At 34.3% G+C, this 16,814-nt stretch carries 15 protein-coding genes; 1 reads left to right on the top strand and 14 read right to left on the bottom strand.

The genetic code is table 11. From position 1 onward, the window contains the following. Positions 1 to 19: 19 nt before the first annotated feature. The 6 genes from rhaD to fmt all read right to left on the bottom strand — a co-directional run bounded on the left by rhaD (position 20) and on the right by fmt (position 6,821). Positions 20 to 838 (bottom strand): rhamnulose-1-phosphate aldolase, encoded by an 819-nt coding sequence (rhaD, locus tag EDD63_RS02045; protein ID WP_134167980.1) that lies wholly within the window; start codon positions 836 to 838, stop codon positions 20 to 22. Then, positions 831 to 2,090 (bottom strand): L-rhamnose isomerase, encoded by a 1,260-nt coding sequence (locus EDD63_RS02040; RefSeq protein ID WP_134167978.1) that lies wholly within the window; start codon positions 2,088 to 2,090, stop codon positions 831 to 833. The genes rhaD and EDD63_RS02040 overlap by 8 nt, the downstream gene beginning before the upstream one ends. Continuing rightward, positions 2,080 to 3,477 (bottom strand): rhamnulokinase, encoded by a 1,398-nt coding sequence (locus EDD63_RS02035; RefSeq protein ID WP_134167976.1) that lies wholly within the window; start codon positions 3,475 to 3,477, stop codon positions 2,080 to 2,082. Before EDD63_RS02035 ends, EDD63_RS02040 begins: the two co-directional genes overlap by 11 nt. A gap of 93 nt (positions 3,478 to 3,570) precedes the next feature. Then, positions 3,571 to 5,382, bottom strand: coding sequence for a translation elongation factor 4 (gene lepA / locus EDD63_RS02030; protein ID WP_134167974.1), 1,812 nt, complete (start codon positions 5,380 to 5,382; stop codon positions 3,571 to 3,573). A 15-nt stretch (positions 5,383 to 5,397) separates the two neighbouring features. Continuing rightward, on the bottom strand, positions 5,398 to 5,889 hold the full coding sequence (locus EDD63_RS02025; RefSeq protein ID WP_134167972.1) for an ECF transporter S component: 492 nt from the start codon (positions 5,887 to 5,889) through the stop codon (positions 5,398 to 5,400). Further along, the gene (gene fmt, locus EDD63_RS02020; protein WP_243833722.1) at positions 5,886 to 6,821 is read right to left on the bottom strand and encodes a methionyl-tRNA formyltransferase; all 936 of its coding nucleotides are present in this window, start codon (positions 6,819 to 6,821) and stop codon (positions 5,886 to 5,888) included. Before fmt ends, EDD63_RS02025 begins: the two co-directional genes overlap by 4 nt. Positions 6,822 to 6,938: 117 nt before the next feature. Between fmt and rpsT the strand changes: the two genes are divergently transcribed. Continuing rightward, positions 6,939 to 7,202, top strand: a complete 264-nt coding sequence (gene rpsT / locus EDD63_RS02015) for a 30S ribosomal protein S20 (protein WP_134167970.1) — start codon at positions 6,939 to 6,941, stop codon at positions 7,200 to 7,202. Positions 7,203 to 7,254: 52 nt separating this feature from the next. On the opposite strand, the gene holA is transcribed toward rpsT, so the two are convergent. From holA to EDD63_RS01975, 8 genes are read right to left on the bottom strand one after another with little or no spacing between them, the layout of a single operon-like run. Further along, positions 7,255 to 8,190 (bottom strand): DNA polymerase III subunit delta, encoded by a 936-nt coding sequence (gene holA, locus EDD63_RS02010; RefSeq protein WP_134167968.1) that lies wholly within the window; start codon positions 8,188 to 8,190, stop codon positions 7,255 to 7,257. Then, positions 8,187 to 10,115 carry an MBL fold metallo-hydrolase gene (locus EDD63_RS02005; RefSeq protein ID WP_134167966.1) on the bottom strand — a complete coding sequence of 643 codons (1,929 nt, stop codon included), beginning with the start codon at positions 10,113 to 10,115 and terminating at the stop codon, positions 8,187 to 8,189. Before EDD63_RS02005 ends, holA begins: the two co-directional genes overlap by 4 nt. Further along, positions 10,115 to 10,582, bottom strand: coding sequence for a ComEA family DNA-binding protein (locus EDD63_RS02000; protein WP_243833721.1), 468 nt, complete (start codon positions 10,580 to 10,582; stop codon positions 10,115 to 10,117). Before EDD63_RS02000 ends, EDD63_RS02005 begins: the two co-directional genes overlap by 1 nt. Positions 10,583 to 10,623: 41 nt before the next feature. After that, entirely contained in the window at positions 10,624 to 11,589 is a 966-nt protein-coding gene (locus EDD63_RS01995; RefSeq protein ID WP_134167964.1) for a PhoH family protein, read from the bottom strand. 58 nt (positions 11,590 to 11,647) lie between these two features. Next, positions 11,648 to 12,307 (bottom strand): tRNA (adenine(22)-N(1))-methyltransferase, encoded by a 660-nt coding sequence (locus tag EDD63_RS01990; RefSeq protein WP_134167962.1) that lies wholly within the window; start codon positions 12,305 to 12,307, stop codon positions 11,648 to 11,650. 1 nt (position 12,308) lies between these two features. Then, a complete protein-coding gene (gene rpoD, locus EDD63_RS01985; RefSeq protein WP_134167960.1) occupies positions 12,309 to 13,523 on the bottom strand; it encodes an RNA polymerase sigma factor RpoD in 1,215 nt (404 codons plus the stop codon). Position 13,524: 1 nt separating this feature from the next. Further along, positions 13,525 to 15,267, bottom strand: coding sequence for a DNA primase (gene dnaG / locus EDD63_RS01980; RefSeq protein ID WP_134167958.1), 1,743 nt, complete (start codon positions 15,265 to 15,267; stop codon positions 13,525 to 13,527). 11 nt (positions 15,268 to 15,278) lie between these two features. Next, on the bottom strand, positions 15,279 to 16,664 hold the full coding sequence (locus EDD63_RS01975) for a glycine--tRNA ligase (RefSeq protein ID WP_134167956.1): 1,386 nt from the start codon (positions 16,662 to 16,664) through the stop codon (positions 15,279 to 15,281). Between the last annotated feature and the right edge of the window lie 150 nt (positions 16,665 to 16,814).

Here is a 16,814-nt window from a genome sequence, read left to right as displayed (position 1 = left end):
ACGCTGTGATGGCTTATTTTTATGATAAGAATTTATCTGGCAATGTGACTTGAAAGTCCTTCGCAAGTTGACGCAACTCTTCATCGTTAATTTGATTGATTCGTGGCAAATTCATTGATCGTGCTTTAACAATAATTTCTGCTGCTTTTTCAATGGTATGCATTAAACCAAAAGTAATATCTAAGCTTTCTCCTGAGCAGAATAAACCATGGTGTGCCCAAACGATTGCATCATATTCTTTCATTTTCTCACTTGAAGCTACTGCGATATCTTTTCCTCCAGGTACCATCCAATCTACAACACCTACACCACTAGGAAATACAACAGGACATTCTGTAGCAGCACCCCATAATTCTTTTGTGAATACTTTGTCATCAAGTGCAAATACAAAAGTTAAAGCAATTAGATTTGCTGGATGTGCATGATAAATTACACGATGACTTCCATTTGTTGCTAGCATTTTTACTTCATGATTCATTAAATGTGAAGGTAATTCACTCGTTGGAACACTGTGATTGCGTAATCCCCAACACTTATAGTAACGTTCTCCTGTTGCATCAATTTGAATAATCCCAATTGATGCTTCTGGATCTAAAACTACATTTCTAAAAAACTTACCAGAGCCTGTAACCAAAAAGTATGCATTTGCAAGATGTGGTACATGTGTTCCAATGGGATACGATGTATCATGTACTTCTAGTAAATACTTTGTATCTTGAATATCTTCATCGGTTAAACGATAAGTTAAATTTCCACCATTTCGTTCATGCCAACCTTGTTGGTAACCATCACTACACATACGAATAAAATCGTTAATAAATTTAGGATACTTATTCATGGTGAGCTCCCCTCTTTTCTAGTTCACTTGTCTCATAGTTCATCACTTCATCATACCAACTAAATCCAGTAGGACAATCGTGTGTTTGTAAGTAGTAATTCCAAACATCTCCAAGTGGGAATGTTTTTAATGTTTCTTGGATTGCCATAATTTGTGTAAAATCTTCTTGGTCTTGCAGTGTACGTAAGGTATCCATCGGCATCAACAGTGCATGAAGCAAGGCTTTTTGCATATTGTGCATACCAACAGTCCAAGCACTAATACGATTGATACTTGCATCAAAGAAATCAAGCCCAATATATACACGATCCAGTGCATCATTGCGTACAATCTCTTTTGCGATTTCCTTTGTTTCATCATCAAATAAAACCACATGATCAGAATCCCAACGAACTGGACGAGTTACATGTAATGCAACCTTGTCAAAAAATAGTAAAGTAGAAGATAACTTATCACTTACGACTTCGGTTGGATGATAATGTCCATTATCAAGTAGTGGAGCAATATGTGCTTGTTGTGCATAGTTTAATGTAAATTCACTTGAGCCAACTGTATATGATTCCATACCAATTCCAAAGACTTTTGACTCTAAACAAACAATAACTTTCTCTTTGTCATAATCGATGCTTAAAATTTCATCCAAAGATTGTTTAAATCGTTTTCTAGGTCCTAAACGATCTCCTGGAATATCTTTTAATCCATCCGGAATCCAGATATTCATTAAACAATACGTATCTAATTCTTCTGCGAAATATTGTGAAATGCGAATACATGCTTTACAGTGATTTATCCAAAATTGACGAATACTTTCATCAGGTGAAGCCAGTGTAAGTCCGACAGCTTTAGGATGTGCAAACAACGTCGGATTAAAATCAATGCCTATCCCTCTTTTCTTTGCATATTGCATCCATTTTTCAAAATGCTTTGGTTCTAGTTTATCGCGATCTACTTTTTCATCATCAAAGATTGCATATGATGCATGTAGATTGATTCGATGGGTTCCTGGTACCATCGAGAATACTTCGTCCATATCATCCATTAATTCTTGTACGTTTGTTGCGCGTCCTGGATAATTTCCTGTTGTTTGGATTCCACCAGATAAACTATCTGCTCCATCAAAACCGACAACATCATCCCCTTGCCAACAATGCATGGATATTTGAATATCATTCAACTTTTTTAGTGCTGCATCTGTATCCACACCAAATTGTTTATACATTGCTTTTGCTTCTTCATAACGTCTATTTATCATACGCTTCTCCTTTATAATGTGTAATTTCAAATGATTGTTTAATTATTTGTTGGGCTTGTTTCATATCCTGTATTTTGTGATCTGCAATACACTGACATAGAACATTGCCTATTGCAGTTGCTTCTGATGGTCCTGCTATTACTTCTTTATTTGTTAATGTGGCTAGCAGTTCATTAAGCAACTCATTTTTACAACCTCCACCAACGACATTGATAGTTGTGTACGTTTTATCAGTGATAGATTCGAGTTCATCAATTGCTTGTTTGTAAGAATGTGCAAGTGAATGATATACACAATATGCTATTTCACCTACATGTTGTGGCGTTTTCTCATTTCTTTCTTTGAAGTAGTTTTGAATTTCATGAACCATATGTTTTGGCTTTAAGAACCGTGGATCGTTAACATCAAATGTACCTGTAAATACGTGTTGTTTAGCAAGTTTTACTAATTTCGCATAACTATATTCATATTGATAACAACGTGCGACTTCTTGAATAATCCATAGTCCCATTATGTTTTTAAGAAAACGATACGTTCCTTCATATCCACCCTCATTACTAAAATTTTCATGCATTGCCGCTAAGGACGTATTTGCCCTGTTTTGTATAACGCCAAGTAATGACCAAGTTCCAGAACTTAATAAGATTGCATCATCTTTTATCGCTCCCATATAAGCGCATGCACTATCATGAGTCGCTGGTACGATTATCTGTGTATCAAAACCAAATTCAGCAACAAGCTCTTTTTTTAGATTTCCTATATATGTACCTGGTGCTACGATTTGTTTAAAAATACTTGGTTGAATATCTACTACTTGTAAGATACTTTCATCAAGTTCACCAGTTGTTGCACTAAGTAGTTGTGTAGTACTCATATTCGTATATTCATTGACCATATTACCAGTTAAACAATAATGCAAATAATCTGGAATCATCAAGAAATGCTTCGCTTGCTTGCGCACGTCTTTTGCTTCAGAAGCTAGTTGATAAATACTATTGAATACTTGAAACTGAATTCCCGTTTTTTGATACAACTGCTCTTTTGTGATACGTTGATGCACATTATCAATAATAGAAAGTGTTCGCTCATCACGATACGCATATGGTTGATGCAATAGTTGTTTATTTTGATCAAGCAACACATAATCTACTGCCCACGTATCAATTCCTAAACTTTTTGGAATTTTACCAATGTTTTTACACCGCATAATCCCCTGCTTTACATGTTGATACATAGCATCAATATCCCAAAATACATGTCCATCTTTGTATATCATTTTATTTTCAAATCGATAGATTTCTTCCATTTGCAATATTCCGTGTTCTAAGAAAAATAGCATATGTCTTCCGCTACTTGCACCTATATCAATTGCTAAATAATAGTCCATAATTCCACCTCTAAAATAGCATAATAAAAAACAAGTTACGTGATAATAACGCAACTTGTTTTATTGACTATCCTATTTTGCAAATACTGATATTTAATTTTCTTCATCCATAGAAAGAACAGACATAAATGCTTCTTGTGGCACTTCAACAGAACCAACAGATTTCATACGTTTCTTTCCTTCTTTTTGTTTTTCTAATAACTTTTTCTTACGTGAGATATCCCCACCATAACATTTAGCAAGTACGTTTTTACGTAAAGACTTGATATTACTACGAGCAATAATCTTTCCACCAATTGCTGCTTGAATTGGAATTTCAAATTGATGCTTTGGAATCAATTTCTTTAATTTCTCAACAATCGATTTTCCACGGTTATATGCAAAATCACGGTGTACGATGGTACTCAAGGCATCGACGATTTCCCCATTTAGTAAGATATCCATTTTAGCAAGGCGCGATGTTTGATATCCAATAAGCTCATAATCAAAACTTGCATAACCTTTACTTAACGATTTTAAACGATCAAAGAAATCAAATACGATTTCTGATAGTGGAAGTTCATAGATTAAATTCATTCTTGTATCATCAATATAAATCATATCTTTGTAGTTTCCACGTTTCTTTTGACAAAGCTCCATAACTGGCCCAACAAAGTCATTTGGAACCATAATTGATGCCTTTACATAAGGTTCTTCAATATGGTCAATTTTTTGTGGGTCTGGTAGAAAACTTGGGTTATCTACTTGAACCATGGATCCATCTGTTAAATATGCATGATATACAACACTTGGTGCAGTTGCAATCAGTGGGATGTTGTATTCACGTTCAATACGTTCTTGAATTACATCCATATGTAATAAACCTAGAAATCCACAACGGAACCCAAATCCAAGGGCTTGTGATGTTTCAGGCTCAAATTGTAAGGCTGCATCATTTAATTGTAGCTTTTCTAGTGCTTCACGCATATCGTTGTATTTGGCATTATCGATTGGATAAAGTCCACAATATACTGTTGGATTCATAATACGATATCCAGCAAGTGGCTCAGCAGCAGGATTGTTTTTGATAGTAATCGTATCCCCTACACGTACATCCTTTACAGATTTAATAGCAGCACTAATCCATCCAACTTCACCAGTCACAAGTTGTTGCTTCTTGACCTCTTTTGGATTTCGTATCCCTACTTCTAATACTTCATATTCAGCTCCAGTTGCCATGAACTTAATCATATCTCCAACTTTAATGCTTCCTTCTTTAATTGATATTAGTGCAAGAACACCACGATATGGATCGTAAACCGAATCAAAGACAAGCGCTTTTAGTGGTGCATTTACATCACCTGTTGGTGCTGGTATATATTTTACGATAGCTTCTAATACATCCACGACATGTAATCCACTTTTTGCAGATATTTGTGGTGCATAGCTTGCATCTAAACCGATAACATCTTCAATTTCTTGCATGATTTCATCTGGTCTAGCACTAGGTAAATCTATTTTGTTGATGACAGGTAGAATTTCCAAATCATTATCTAATGCTAAATATACATTTGCAAGGGTTTGCGCCTCAATTCCTTGTGCTGCATCAACAACAAGAACCGCTCCATCACAAGCCGCTAATGAGCGTGATACTTCATAGGTAAAGTCGACGTGACCTGGTGTATCAATCAAGTGAAAGATATAGTCCTCACCATCTTTTGCAGTATATTTCAATTGTACTGCATTTAATTTAATTGTAATTCCACGTTCTCTTTCCAAATCCATGCTATCGAGCAACTGTGATTTCATTTCACGCATTTCTACTGTTTCCGTAAGTTCTAAAATACGGTCAGCAAGCGTGCTTTTCCCATGGTCGATATGTGCAATGATTGAAAAGTTACGAATATTTGACTGTTTCAAATACATTCTCCTCTATTTTATTTAATCTTTTTTATATTTGTTGGCAATTCGCACAAATGGTTGATATGCAAGTAATGCGAAGATTACACATACTCCACCTTGTACGAGATTTCCTTGTATGCTTGGTAAAGCAGCAATGAAATCTTGTAATAAGATCACATCTGTTACATAATACCCAGCAATCATTATCAGAGCTCCACAAACAAATGCAGCTACACGATAGGTTGTTTTTATTTTATGAAATAGATATGCAACCACACATCCTTCTATACCTTTGATAATTAATGTAAATATAGCAAACTGTGTATATCCTAAGTATATATCTGCTAATGCACTACCTACTCCACCTACAAAAAATGCAGCTAATGGATTTAGTGTACAAGCAAATAAATAAATAATAGAATCACCAAAATTTACATACCCCATTCCTGGCATCGGTAATACGATAATCACCGTTGCTAGAAATGTTAACGCTGCCCCAAAGGCACATAATACGATCTTCTCTGTTTTCATCGGCAAAGTACTATCCTGTCGCCATTTCCATTAATGAATTCTGCACAGCTACAGGCTTTTTTCCCTTCTAGTTGAACCTTAGTAAGTTGTAAGCATCCTCCTAGACATGAAAGATACAATCCTTTCTTATCTCCTTGTTTGCGAAATACAGTTCCTACAGGTTCATTTGTTTCTACTGTTGTTCGTGCTACACCATGAATTTTTAACTTTCGTTCACAAAACATAATGTAACCAACTGGCCATGGAATTAAACCTCTAATTTGATTGTAAACTTCATCTACAGGTTTGCTTAAATCAATAATTTCTTCTTCTTTTGAAATATTGTAAGCAAATGTTGCTTTACTTTCATCTTGCGGCGTAAAGATCGCTTTTCCGTCAACAAGCAAAGGAATGGCTTCTGTGATCGCTTTAGCACCTGCAATCATCAGTTTGTCATGTAAACTTCCTGCTGTGTCTTCATCAGTAATTGCAACTTTCTCTTGCAACATGTAATCTCCAGCATCCATTTTCTTTACCATTCGCATGATTGAAACACCCGTTTCCTTTTCACCATAAATAATCGCTTTATGGATTGGTGCTCCACCTCTTAATTTAGGTAGTAAAGAAGCATGTACATTTAGCGCTCCATATGTTGGTGCTTGTAATACCACTTCAGGAATAAATTGTCCATATGCACATGTTACGATAAGATCTGGTTTTGTATCGAGTATCTCTTGATAATCATCTTTGATTTTCAATGGTTGAAACACTTGAATTCCATAACTCAAAGCTAACTTTTTAACTGGAGTTTCTTGAATGATTTGCTTTCTTCCAACGCGTTTATCTGGTTGACTCACCACACCGACAACGTCGTATTTTGCATCAACTAAACTCTTCAAAATGGAACATGCAAATTCTGGTGTTCCCATGAATACAATTCGTATATTTTTCATACCATCACCCCAATCTTTACCATTATACTTGAAGTTACCTAAAAGTTAAAGGTTGTTATTGCATTTTATTTGTTCAATTGCTATAATGTTAAAGCATTGAAATTAGGAGGTGTCAGAATGCCTAACATTAAATCTCAAAAGAAACGTGTTATTACTAATGATAAAAAACGTTTAGCTAACGCATCACAAAAAACAAAAATTAAAACTGCTATTAAAGCTGTTTTAAGTGCTGTTGAAGCTAACGACAAGGACGCTGCTACTAAAGCATACGCTGAAGCTAGCAAACAATTAGACCGTTCAATTACTAGTAACATCCATCACAAGAATTATGTTTCTAGACAAAAAGCACGTTTAGCAAAAGCTGTTAACGCAGTAAAATAGTAAATGAATAAATTAAAGGTTGCGGATTTCATTCCACAACCTTTTTTCTATGTTACATTGTATGTTTTAATAAGAAGACTTCAAACCCTTGTTGTTTATCTATACGTCCAGTTTTTATATCTTGATCGAGTATTGATAAATCTTTAAGAATAGTAAGTAAATCCTCTTTACGATATTGTCCTACATTTTTAACTGTGTGCCAAATGCGACCTGGTGATGTACTTAACTCACGCGCGATATTATCATTTGAGTATCCTTCATTTTTCAGTGTTTGTACTTGCACTAGAAAACGGAACTGTGCAGCAAGTAAACCAATAAGCGCAATAATTTCGACATTGTTTTGTTTAAAATCTCGAATCAATGAGAACACTTTTTTTGTATCATGCGTAAATATTGCATTACTTAACAAGAATGTATCATCTTCAATAGGACGACTAATAAGCGCTTCTATGACTTCTTTCGTAATTTGACCACCATGCAATTCAAGTTTATCTAACTCTGTATACAAACGGTTCAAATCAAGTCCTACACGTATTTGAAACTCTCGCAATGCTCCTTGATCCATTGTGATTTGACGTTTTTGGCATTCTTCACGAATCATTCGATTTCGTTCTTCCTCACTAATTTGCTCAAAACGAAACTCTTTTGTCAGTTTTGCTAGGTCTTTTCCAACTTTCTTTCTTGCATCTTTTTTTCCATCATAATCCAAAACAACAATTGTTGTTGGATTTGGTGCTTCTAAGTAGTGAACAAGTTCATCTACAGTATCTTTATTTGATGCTCCAAAAAACGTACAATTTTGAATAACGACCATTTTATGTTCACTAAAAAAAGGCATGGTGTTACATTCTTCTAAAATATGATCCATCGTATCCTTTGTATAGTCAAAGGTAATTAAATTCATATCGTTAATATCATGCTCTTTTTTTAATTGATTTAGTTTTCGTTTGCGAAGATAACTCTCGCTTCCTATAAGTGTATAATTCATTCCTTTGTTATTATACCAAACTCTTGCGTCGCTGTCCTAACGAGTTGAAAGTTTTTAATAAAATAAAAATGAATACTCCCATGTGTTTGTGTGTTAAAGATATGTGAACGTTGCTTCTTTAAATTTTCGATGACTTCATCATGTGGATGATTGTATGTATTATTGTATCCACTACTAATTATCGCTAGATGAGGTTGTATCACAGAAAGAAAGTTGGATCCCGTACCACTATTGGAACCATGATGGCTCACCTTTAATATATCTATGTCTAGTTGTCGATATCTTTGAATGATTTTATCTTCTACTTCAAGTCCAGCATCGCCAGTAAATAAATAGTTAAAGCCGTAGATATGCGCAAATAGAACCATACTTTTTTCGTTCTCATCCAGTGAAGTTGGTTGTTCATTCAAATTTGTGAAATACAATTGATCCAATTGAATGTTTCCGCTACGCACAACTGCATCAATAGGAATTAACTCCTTAAGTGTATCTAAGCCACCAGAATGATCATAATCATCATGACTAATTGCAACCACATCAATTTTTCGTATGCCTTTTGATTTTAAGACTGGATAAATTACCTCATTTGCAACGTCTCTTTTTACGTGACCTGCTACATCAATTAGCATCGTCTTTCCGTAAAATGGTTCACGAATAAATATCGTATCACCTTGACCGACATCAATAAACATCACTTCGCCATAAGGTAAGATATATTGAATTTGGTGTTGAATTATTAATAAGATTGCTAGATATACAACATACTTTTTCTTTCGATAACTAATCATACACAAAACAAGATATATCCACGTAATTAGCCAAAGTACATGTGGAAATCCATAGATTGTGAGCTGCTCAATTTTTAAATTTGATACAAGAGCTTGTATTTGCAACAAGTAATCTACAAGTGTAAAGATTTGTGGAATGATTAATCCAACCAAACTTACAATAAACATAAGTGTATTTAAATATTGAATCCAAGAAAAGCATAGAATTGCAAATATATTAACCTCATGAAAGAAGTACAGATGAATTGGAATTAACACCAAACAAGTAAGATATAGTCGTGAGCGTTTTTCGATATTAAAAATTGAGATAGTCGCTAAACTTATAGAAATCACATATCCTAAATGATACAAATAATTTGGATCATAACATAATAGTAGGAATGCCCATGCGTGAATTTTATATGCTTTTTCTAGTTTTGGAAATAGACATTCGATTGCTGCACGCACACATAAAGAAAGCATATAAAAACGCAAAGGAAAAAAGACTAAAGCAACACTTGAACAAACAAGAATGGTTGGCCATTTATGAAGTTTTGTATATTTTGTTAGTAAAGAGACAAGTAGATATATGTGAAACCCACTTAAAAATGTCATTTCCATCATCTCTTGTTTTTGATTGTACAAAGTATTTAGAAAATATACTTTAGCTGGTGAATCTTGTCGAGAAATCCATGTATACATATTTGCTTTAAGTGAATTGCTTTTTGCGAGCACTGTAAAATCATTTGCATACGCTTGATAATATGCTCCCTCTTGATTTGCATATTGCATAAAAGAAAATGTATGAAGATTTTGATATGAATGAATTTTCTCATAACTTCCTTCAAAACGGATAACATCATGAAAACTTACATTATCAATATTGTAGATGTACAACTTTTGCTTATCACTTTTGCCAACTACATATCCTTCTTTTATATCTATAACTTCAATGATCGTATGTGCTGGCATTTCTGGAACTTCCTTTATTAACAGTGTATTAAATGCACATAACACAACAAGCCAAAACAGTATAAATCTACGTGTTTTATACGTTAGATAGCCGATTGACAAAATGATGATTAGAAGATTTGTCTTGGATTCTCCATTGATGATTAGCAGTATTGCACTAATCCATATATATCCAATGTATTGCATTATAAACAGATATAATCCTTAATCTTTAGAAACAGCTTTTCCTTGATTCCCTTCACCTGCATAATATCTTCAACATTTTGAAATGCACCATGTTCATTTCGATAGTCTACGATCTTTTGAGCAGTTGCTGGACCAATACCTGGTAGACTTGCTAATTCTTCAATAGAACCAGCATTTATACTGATCTTTTGTCGTTCACTTTTAGCTGGTATAACAATTACATCTTCATGTCGAAGTTGTTTTGATAAATTCAGCGATGATGTGTCTGCATGTTCTAAAGGTTGTGCTTTTTCTACAAGTTGCTTCGTTTTTGCATTGTAAGGCAGTTGATAAACTCCAGGATGCATTACTTCTCCTTTTATTTCAACTTCAATTTCCTTTGATTGATAATCTTCTAAATCAACATAACTATTCTTATTCCAAAATAAAAAAAGAAGGAATGCTCCAATAAGTAAAATTCTCTTCATAATATCACCTATTTAGTATTCACTTCTTTTTATTTTAATCCTTAATTTTCATCGAACTTTTCGTAAGCATCGATAATTTTTTGAACCAATGGGTTTCTTACAACATCTGCACTTGTTAATTCAACAAATGCAATATCTTCAATATTTTGTAATACTTGTCGTGCACTCAACAATCCAGAATCATGTTTCTTGATTAAGTCAATTTGTGTAACATCTCCAGTAACCACAACTTTGGAATTAAATCCCATACGTGTTAAAAACATCTTCATTTGCGATTTTGTCGAGTTTTGTGCTTCATCAAGAATAATAAATGCATTATTTAATGTACGACCACGCATATATGCTAATGGTGCAATCTCAATAACTCCTTTATCAATCAACCGTTGCACACTATCTGCTCCTAACGCATCATTTAATGCATCATATAAAGGCGTTAGATAAGGATCTACTTTTTCCTTTAAATCACCTGGTAAAAAACCTAAACTCTCCCCTGCTTCTACTGCAGGTCTAGTTAAGATGATTTTTTCTACATCATTTTTCTTTAATAGACTTACCGCATACATTACAGCAAGATAGGTTTTCCCAGTTCCAGCAACCCCAGTAGCAAAAACGATATCCTTTTCACGCATACATTTAAACAAGTAGGATTGTCCTAATGTTTTTGGATAGATGATCTTTCCATCGTTTGTACGGTTAATTACTTCTTTATGTATCTTTTCAAGTTTATCGAGTTTTCCTTGATCGGCAAGCTTACATGCATATAATACTTCTCGTTCTCTAACTTGTAAGCCTCCATCATTTGCACTTATCATATAACGAATTACTTTTTCAATTCGTTTTGCAATTTCTTCATCCACATGCATAATGGATACACTTTCCTCACGAAATACCATCTCCACTTTATAGTAGTTACGTATTACGTCCAGATATGCTTCGTGTGGACCAAATAGATGACTATATTGATCAAAAGAAACATCTGCTAAGGAAATCGTATATTTTTCTATCATTACACCCCTTCTTTCTTGTTACATTTATTTTACTTTAAAAAAAAGGAAATTGGGAGTCTTACACTCCAATTTCCTTTTGAATTCTTTCGATAATTTCACCAATTGCTTGTTTTTTGCTACCTTCTTTTTCCATTCCAGCGTAGATTTCTTCAAATTTCTTTAGTTGAGAGAACCAAAATTGGTGAAATACACTGTTTTTCACCATACGGCGTCCAAACATAATTTCATCGTTTGATAATGGCTCATCACATGCCACATCAAACACCAAAATTTGATAGTAATGATGATCGTGAACAACAACTTCTTCCTGAATATGATAGCGTTTTTCACTGATGAACATTCTTAGTTTTTCTACATCTTTATTGGATTGAATAATAATTTTACGAGCTTGTTTTAACTTATCCTCACTATTTTCAAGAATATGTTTTATCGTTTCAAAGCCCATTCCAGCAATGATAAAGATATCTGCATCTGCTGGAACAAGTTCCAGTCCATCACACAAGATTGCTTCAACCTTATCTGTACATTCACTTCTTTCGATTGTTTTTTTCGCAGCCTCTAATGGCTCACGACCAATATCACAAGCATATGCCTTTTTTGCGATTCCATCGTTGACTAGCGCACAAGCAAGTTGTGCATGATCACACCCAATATCCGCGATTATTGCATCTTGATCGACGAAGTCCGCAATTGCTTGAAGTCTTTTGGAAATTTTCATTCTATTGTTTGTCCATGAAGTCTTTTAAACGTTTCGAACGTGTTGGGTGTTTTAGTTTACGTAACGCTTTCGCCTCAATTTGACGAATACGTTCACGTGTTACATTAAATTCTTTACCTACTTCTTCGAGCGTTCTTGTGCGTCCATCATAAAGTCCAAAACGTAAACGTAATACTTTTTCCTCACGTTCTGTTAACCCTTGAAGAACCATATTGATTTCATCTTTCAACAATTGGTTATTTGCATATTCATCTGGTGACATTGCATCTTTATCTTCAATAAAGTCACCTAAGTGAGAATCATCCTCTTCACCAATTGGTGTTTCTAACGAAACTGGTTCAAGGGCAATTTTTTGAATCTCACGAACTTTTTCTGGTGTAATTCCACCCATTTTTTCTGCAATTTCTTCTGCAGTTGGATCACGTCCTAAATCTTGTACAAGTTGACGTTGAATTCTTGTCAGTTTATTGATGGTTTCCACCATATGTACTGGAATACGAATCGTACGTGCTTGGTCAGCGATCGCACGTGTAATTGCTTGACGAATCCACCATGTTGCATATGTTGAGAATTTAAACCCTTTTGTATAGTCAAATTTCTCTACTGCTTTTGCTAGACCCATGTTACCTTCTTGAATTAAATCAAGGAATAACATTCCACGTCCTACATATTTTTTGGCAATCGAAACAACAAGACGAAGGTTTGCTGCAATCAATTTCTTTTTCGCTTCTTCATCACCTTCTTGAATACGTTTGGCAATTTCTGGTTCCTCTTTTGGATCAAGTAATTCTACACGTCCAATTTCTTTTAAGTACATCTTAACTGGATCATTTACTTTACTTTGGCTACTTGCCGCAAAGGATTGTTCCAACGTTTCCAAATCACTTAATTCTTTTTTATCTTCTTCTTCATCTTCACCTAGTTCACTAAGCAAAGCATCATCAACATCATCAACATCTTCCACATCGATTTTGTCATCTTTTCCTTCAACGATTGTACTTTCGTCAATTTCTAAGTCATCTTCATCAATTGGAATGTTATTTTGTGTAAACCAAGCGAATAGATCCTCAGTATCTTGATCAGATAAATCCAAGTGTTCTACTTGTTTATCAATATAAGATTGGGTAATTTTACCTTTTTCTTTATGTGTTTTTAATAGATCCTCTTTTACCTGATCTAATGTTTTTACTTCATCTAATACTTTCTTTTTTGCCATATTAGTAATCCCCTTTCTCTCTTTTCAACTTAGCGATTTCTACAGCTATATTCGCTTTTTGTTTAGGGTCGCTCAATTCTGTAGCTTGTTGTCTTAAGTTCTTAATTTTCTCATCCACCATACATCGTTTGATTTTTTTGATGGAATCGCGAAGCAATACATCTGAATACTCTGGATAGGCTAATTTCCAGTCCACCACATGTAACAGAAGTTCCTTCATTTCTTTTTCTTCTAAAGCGTTTAGCAAATCGGCTACTTCAATCGTATCATGTTCACGATAATGGTTAATCATAGCAAGCGCTAATTGATTATACGCATCTGTAGGTAGAAATCCTAGTTCATGTCGAAAGATCTCACCGGCTTGTTTTGCTAACAACAATTGACTTAGGATATGATACTGTGCCACTTCGATACCTGGTTGAGGCTTACGCAAAACATTTGTATTTTCAACAATCGTTTGCGTAGGTGTTTGTGGCTGTTGATTCATATTCCGTAAATCAAACCCGCTGTATTCTTGCAATAATGAATAATAATTTTCTTTTTCAAAATCATCTTTCAGTTTTGCAATTTGTTCACCAACAAGCTTTGCATATTCTTTTTTTTCTGAATAATTTGCTAAGTTAAACTTCTTAGCTAAATAATTCATCATAAACTCTATCCACGAAATTGTCTTCTTACAAATACTTTGTAATTCTTCAATTCCGTAAGTTTCAATAATTTCATCAGGATCTAACCCAAGTTCATTTTTTACAACTTCTACTTGGAGTCCTTGTTTTTGGCTCAATAAACCAAATTTATAGGTTGCTTCTTGACCTGCTTTATCACCATCGTAAAATAAGTATACTTTTGCATTGGTATAACGAATCAGTTTACACTGACTATCAGTAGCTGCAGTACCAAGAGTTGCAACACCATTGGTGATTCCCGCCTTTTCCAAGGCAAGTACATCCATTGCACCTTCCACTACATAAATTATACCACTTTTTCTTGCTTCATCCTTAGCTCGGTGATAATTAAATAATAAGTGTCCTTTACTATAAATTGGCGTATCTGAAGTATTGATGTATTTTGCATCACTTGATGCATCAATAATACGTGCTGTAAATCCTACAGGATTTCCATAGCTATCATGAATTGGAATCATAAATCGATGGTAGAATACATCACGCAATCCTTGTTGTGTAAGACGTACTACACCTGTTTTTATAATATCTTCATCACTATGCTTTTTCGCATGCAAGAAATGATACAGTTTATCATTGATTGGATTGAATCCAATTTGGAATTTTTCCAATATTGCATCATTGATATTACGACTTTTTAAATACTCGTAAAATGGTTTTCCTTCTTGTGATTTTAATTCATAGTTTGTAAATTCAATTGCATCATTCAATACATTGTATAATGCCTTTTTTGCTGGATCTACTTTTGGTACACTCGAACCAACATCATAATCAAAAGGTATATTTTCAATTTCAGCAACGCGTTTTACCGCTTCAACAAAGCCAACATTCTCATAGTTTTGCACAAAGGTAAATACATTCCCACCAGCTCCGCAGGCAAAACAACGATAAATTTGTTTATCTACATGCACAGACATTGATGGGTCATGGTCATCATGAAACGGGCATACCCCAGCATAATTTTTTCCTTTTTTATCTAAAGGCATATAATGTGAAATTACATCAACAATATCACTTTTATTTCGGATGTCGTTAATGACATTTTCTGGGATTCTTGCCACAAAATCATCTCCTATAATTTAATCTTACTTGCAATATAACTTTCAAGTTCATCTATCTTAATACGAACTTGTTCCATCGTGTCTCGGTCACGAACCGTTACACTGTGATCATCTTTACTATCAAAATCATATGTAATACAGAATGGTGTACCGATTTCATCTTGACGACGGTATCGTTTTCCAATACTTCCTGTTTCATCATATGTAATGGCAAACAAACTTGCTAATTTTGCAAACACTTCTTTTGCCTCATCACCTAGTTGTTTACTTAATGGTAAAATACATGCTTTATATGGTGCTAAGAATGGGTGTAAATGAAGCACTTTACGTGTATCATTTTCAAGTTGTTCTTCTTCATATGCATCACACATAACTGCAAGCATCATACGTTCTACCCCAACTGAAGGTTCAATACAATATGGTACATATTTTTCATTTGTTTGAGGATCTTGATATTCAAGAGATTTTTTACTTTCATTTTGGTGAGCAGTTAAGTCAAAATCTGTACGGTCAGCAATTCCCCATAACTCTCCCCAATCATTTCCTTTACCAATTTGGTAACGGTATTCAATATCACTTGTTCCATTTGAATAGTGTGATAATTCTTCTGCATCATGTTCACGTAAACGTAAGTTATCCGCTTTAATTCCTAATGTTGTTAAGAAATTCATACAGTAATCTTTGTAGTAGTCATACCATTTGATATCTTCACCAGGTTTACAGAAGAATTCAAGTTCCATTTGTTCGAACTCTCTTGTTCTAAAGATAAAGTTACCAGGAGTAATTTCATTTCTAAAACTTTTACCAATTTGACCAATTCCAAATGGTAGTTTTTTACGCATTGTACGTTGTACATTCTTAAAGTTTACAAAGATTCCTTGCGCAGTTTCAGGACGTAAGTAAATGGTATTCTTACTATCTTCTGTAACTCCTTGGAATGTTTTAAACATTAAATTGAATTCACGAATATCTGTCCAATCGTGCTTTCCACAATTTGGACAATTTACATGATGTTCTTCAATATAGTTTTTCATTTCTTCTTTTGACCATCCTGATGGATTTACTTCTCCTTTTGAGAAGTCTTCAATCAATTGGTCAGCACGATAACGTGTTTGACAAGATTTACAGTCCATTAATGGATCTGAGAATCCACCAACGTGACCACTTGCAACCCATACTTGAGGGTTCATTAAAATCGCACTTTGCATCCCTACATTATTTGGATCTTCCTGGATAAATTTTTGCCACCAAGCTTTTTTTACATTATCTTTAAGTTCAATTCCAAGTGGACCAAAGTCCCAAGTGTTTGATAAACCACCGTAGATTTCACTACCTTGGTATACAAACCCCACACTTTTCATATGATTAACTACTGTTTCAAAGTTACTTTTACTCATAATATCCTCTTCTTTTCTATATAGAATGTGTATTTTACACATTATGATACAGTCTATATAATAACACGAAAGTCAATTTCTATCAATACGACATACGTGCATAGCAAAAAAAGTGAATCGCTTCACTTTTTACTACATTTCTGCAATTTC

Origin of the sequence: Breznakia blatticola (assembly GCF_004365815.1) — a bacterium.
Lineage (GTDB): Bacteria > Bacillota_I > Bacilli_A > Erysipelotrichales > Erysipelotrichaceae > Breznakia > Breznakia blatticola.
Note: the sequence above shows the minus strand (reverse complement) of the source record. Positions and strands in the feature narration are given on the sequence as shown.

Excerpts from the sequence above, each read along its gene's own strand:
- fmt (WP_243833722.1), bottom strand. The coding sequence starts at position 6,821 with ATGAAAAATATACGAATTGTATTCATGGGAACACCAGAATTTGCATGT.
- EDD63_RS01975 (WP_134167956.1), bottom strand. The coding sequence starts at position 16,664 with ATGAGTAAAAGTAACTTTGAAACAGTAGTTAATCATATGAAAAGTGTG.
- rhaD (WP_134167980.1), bottom strand. The coding sequence starts at position 838 with ATGAATAAGTATCCTAAATTTATTAACGATTTTATTCGTATGTGTAGT.
- EDD63_RS02025 (WP_134167972.1), bottom strand. The coding sequence starts at position 5,889 with ATGAAAACAGAGAAGATCGTATTATGTGCCTTTGGGGCAGCGTTAACA.
- lepA (WP_134167974.1), bottom strand. The coding sequence starts at position 5,382 with ATGTATTTGAAACAGTCAAATATTCGTAACTTTTCAATCATTGCACAT.
- EDD63_RS02000 (WP_243833721.1), bottom strand. The coding sequence starts at position 10,582 with ATGAAGAGAATTTTACTTATTGGAGCATTCCTTCTTTTTTTATTTTGG.
- EDD63_RS01995 (WP_134167964.1), bottom strand. The coding sequence starts at position 11,589 with ATGATAGAAAAATATACGATTTCCTTAGCAGATGTTTCTTTTGATCAA.
- EDD63_RS02035 (WP_134167976.1), bottom strand. The coding sequence starts at position 3,477 with ATGGACTATTATTTAGCAATTGATATAGGTGCAAGTAGCGGAAGACAT.
- rpoD (WP_134167960.1), bottom strand. The coding sequence starts at position 13,523 with ATGGCAAAAAAGAAAGTATTAGATGAAGTAAAAACATTAGATCAGGTA.
- EDD63_RS02040 (WP_134167978.1), bottom strand. The coding sequence starts at position 2,090 with ATGATAAATAGACGTTATGAAGAAGCAAAAGCAATGTATAAACAATTT.
- holA (WP_134167968.1), bottom strand. The coding sequence starts at position 8,190 with ATGAATTATACACTTATAGGAAGCGAGAGTTATCTTCGCAAACGAAAA.
- rpsT (WP_134167970.1), top strand. The coding sequence starts at position 6,939 with ATGCCTAACATTAAATCTCAAAAGAAACGTGTTATTACTAATGATAAA.
- EDD63_RS02005 (WP_134167966.1), bottom strand. The coding sequence starts at position 10,115 with ATGCAATACATTGGATATATATGGATTAGTGCAATACTGCTAATCATC.
- EDD63_RS01990 (WP_134167962.1), bottom strand. The coding sequence starts at position 12,307 with ATGAAAATTTCCAAAAGACTTCAAGCAATTGCGGACTTCGTCGATCAA.